Source organism: Serratia sp. BIGb0163, assembly GCF_024809935.1.
GTDB classification, from domain to species: Bacteria; Pseudomonadota; Gammaproteobacteria; order Enterobacterales; family Enterobacteriaceae; genus Serratia; species Serratia quinivorans.
Window position 1 is genome coordinate 1 of record NZ_JANUDZ010000017.1, and the last position, 3,558, is coordinate 3,558.

The 3,558-nt window shown below is 61.5% G+C and carries 3 protein-coding genes; all 3 read left to right on the top strand.

The features are described 5' to 3' along the window. Window positions 1-346: 346 nt before the first annotated feature. Entirely contained in the window at window positions 347-1,186 is an 840-nt protein-coding gene (locus M2406_RS26340) for a hypothetical protein (protein WP_259191932.1), read from the top strand. A 189-nt stretch (window positions 1,187-1,375) separates the two neighbouring features. Then, window positions 1,376-2,557 (top strand): FKBP-type peptidyl-prolyl cis-trans isomerase, encoded by a 1,182-nt coding sequence (locus M2406_RS26345; protein WP_259191933.1) that lies wholly within the window; start codon window positions 1,376-1,378, stop codon window positions 2,555-2,557. A 333-nt stretch (window positions 2,558-2,890) separates the two neighbouring features. Next, window positions 2,891-3,558 (top strand): MipA/OmpV family protein (locus M2406_RS26350; RefSeq protein WP_259191934.1); only part of this gene is annotated, 668 nt, incomplete at its 3' end.

A 3,558-nucleotide genomic window follows, 5' to 3' on the forward strand; every position in this document is an offset into this window, starting at 1 on the left:
GCGCAAACGCGCAGCCCCGCAGGTACACGCACGGGTGTCGATATACCGCAAGCGGTGGACAATATGGGCTGGCGCTCTCATTGGGTTAGCATCCCTACATGGGATGGCGGCCGACGGACCCCTCCTCGTCATGGGCCTATCCGGTCCATCACAAACCGGATCGCTAGGAGCCGGATTCACATCAACTGGGGTCGCCACCGGGTCGATATCAGCCGGCGACTACGGTGGAATATGTGTTAGCAACATTGTCTCATCGTGCAACGGAGGGGGCAAATGGGCTGCTCGTGCGACCCCTATCGGCTGGGGGGTAGAGAACAAGCGTCAGCGGGACGGACTGGTTTTGGTCGTGTCCGGCATCGCGACATTGGAATGTCTTGGGACCATCGCCTGCGATCAGGATATGGTGAAAACCCTAAACCTTGCTACGGGGCAGGCTACCACGCAAGACGGCAGGAGTTATACGGCCTGCGAGCCTGTAGATGGCGACTCGCAAAACCGGTCGACTTGGTACACGCTCAGCATCCGCTCCAAATGCCCACGCAATACCAGTATAACCGTAGCGCAGAGCATGCAAACAACCCTAAACTATCATGCTGTCCTGGTACCGTACGCACTAACCCCCCAGGCCGCTGGCACCTTTACACTCGACACTCTGCTGCTCGGAGTCCACTCATACGACGACTATTCGGTCGCGGTCTCCAAGCCCAATGCGATCGTCTTCACCGGCCTCATGTGCACATTCGCCGGCAAGACGAACTACGACTTGGGGCTCATCGAGGCCTCGACGGTACCGGATACGCCCGCTGCTATAGTCAACCTCGCTGCCAGTGGACTGGCCGTTACCTGCACCGGGTCGAACACATCGGGACAGTCCGTGCCTATCAGTTATACGTTGCAACCAGCCGGTGCCAACGCAGTGACCAATAACACCCAACTCACCAACATCCAGCAGCCCTCGTTCTATATGCTCTTTACGAACGATGGATCGGCTTCCTGCAACATCAATGACCCAAAAGCCATTCCGTTAAACGGCGTGACACCAACAAAAATCATCGACGTCAAGCCGGGCGATCCCATGGCATCGGCACCCGTGCCTTTGGGGGCCACGCTTTGTACCACAGGGATCACTTCCCAAAAGCCGGGGACTTACGACATGGCCGTCACTGCCTCGATCGTGAGCTACTGATCGGGAGACTCGACGTGAGGGACGTGACTGTCCTGCAGCAACATGCAGCTGTCGCGCTTGCACGACCCCGTCTACCGCTGCGGGCCGCCCTCGGAGGGGAGCTCTCGATGGCCTACGAACGTAACGAGGCCGACGAAGGCGTGACACGTGCCCAGGTCTGTGCCGGGGTCTGTTTAACACGGCTTTACCGTGGCTGTGATAATTGGGGCCGCAGGTGCCGAAAAAATACAATACCAGACAGAGGAAGTGAGAATGAAAGTAAACAAACCGGGGGCACGTGCACCTTTGCGGCCCCTTCGCCTGGCCGCGCTGACCCTGGCCCTATTGAGTGCAGGGGCGCTGACGGTCGCGACCGCCGGTAATGCGCTACCCACGAGTGCAGCCACGGTGGCGCAGGCGGAGGGTGAGGAGGTCGGCACCGCCGTGCAGCCTGCCGACCAGGCGGCCACCCAGATTGCGACCCTGCAAAAACAGTTAAGCGAGCAGCAGGAACTGCTGCGCTCCCTGCAGGAGCGCATGACCCACACCGGGGTCGCCACCACCGCTGAGACCCCGGTTGCCGTATCGGTACCGCCGGCAGCAGCGACTGTGGTGCCCGTCGCGTCGTCCGCTGTGGCTGCACCACCCGCGTCAGCGCTGGCTACCGTCTCTCCGGCCGTTGTGCCGACGGAGGCACCTGCCCTAGCGGCGGCGCCCAAGGCGCAGTCCGTTGCGCCGGATGCTGCCCCCGTGGCCGAACAATTGGGCAACCCGCAGACCACCGCCCAGCGGCAGGCCTACGCCAGTGGGGTGTCGGTGTGGCGCGAAATCCAGTCCTCGATGACCGCCCAGCGCAGCATGGGCATTGAGCTGGACCCGGCCTGGGTGATGCAGGGGCTGCAGGACATGGCGGAACGTAAGCCTTTGCGCATGAGCCGCGAGTCGGTGGATACCATCATGGTGACCCTGAATGAGCTGTATCTGGAGAAGGCGGGTGAGGAGCGCAAGCGTCAGCAGACCGAAGGACGCGCCTTCCAGTCTGCGTTCATGAAGGAAAAAGGGGCGGCGCGTGATGCCGGGAGCCTGTACCGCATTGTGAGCGCCGGGAAGGGCAAACGCATTACGGCCTCCGACGTGGTGACCGTCACGGTCACCGGCACTCTGCCGGATGGCACGGTGTTTGATGCGAGCGGGCAGAACGGGCAGACCAAAACCGCCAAGGTCGGCGCGCTGATGCCGGCGGTGGCGATTGGCCTGCAGAAGATTTCTCGCGGGGGCCATATCAAGGTGGTGGTGCCGCCGGAGAAAGGCTACGGCGATGCGGGCCTGCCGCCGACCATTCCGGGCGGGGCGACGCTCATCTTTGACATCGCAGTGGCAGACGCGGGGTAAGTGGTCACCTGCGCATTCAGGAGGAACTGAATAAAGGCAGATTGTTAATTCAGTAAGACGTCGCACAGCGGCACTGACACACAGCACGAATTATTTCAGTCGAGGTGGGCTTTTAAATACGCCCTTTTCGGCCGGGGACGCGTGCGCCCTTTTTCCGGGCGGACGGGATTTTTATTGCGGCTGAGTGAATACTCAGGTTGCTGAAAATAATGAAGAAAATAGGTTCTCTCGCGGCCGTCGGTCGCAGGGGAATAACGGGGGAGCGCCGTCGTGAATAGCGGCTGCGTCTGCATAAACATGAATGACATGATTAATGACGTTAAGGAAAAAAGAATGAGCACGAAAAACGGAACCCCTGCGCTGCACGGCATTTTGCTGGCGGCCAGCCTGATGGTCGGTGCGCCGCTGGCTGCCCAGGCGGCGGCCCCGGTTGATGAAGCTGCCGGTACCCCGTCGCCCGCGCATGCTGCCTCGGCCTCATCCCGTCACGCGACCCCGTCCCTTCAGGTGGGCGCCGGTGTGGCGGTGAACCCGCTGTATGAGGGGTCTTCCCGCTATGAGGCCTTCCCGTCCCTGGCGCTCAAGGCTGTCATGCCGACCGCCCATTGGGGCACGTTCACCGCCGCGTTTCCTGAAGGCTTGCGTTGGGACCTGCCCAGCAGGTCAGCCTTCGGCGTGGCCTTACTGGTCGGTTATGACCCGGGCCGCAAGGAAAAAATCCGCACCTTTGGGGGTAACAACAGCTACCTGAAAGGCATGGGCGACCTGGACAGTACCGCCCTGGTCGGGGCGGAGGCGTATCTGAACTTGTCGGCGGGCCGTCTGTTTGTGCGTGGGTTGCAGGCCACCAGTAAACGTGATTACGGCGGCGATGATCTGGGTCGCACGGCGTATCTGGAAGCCGGTGCGGCCAACTCACTGCCACTGGCCGCCAACATGACGCTGGATTCTGCCCTGTACGGCACCTGGAGCGACAGCCACGACATGATGGCGCGCTTTGG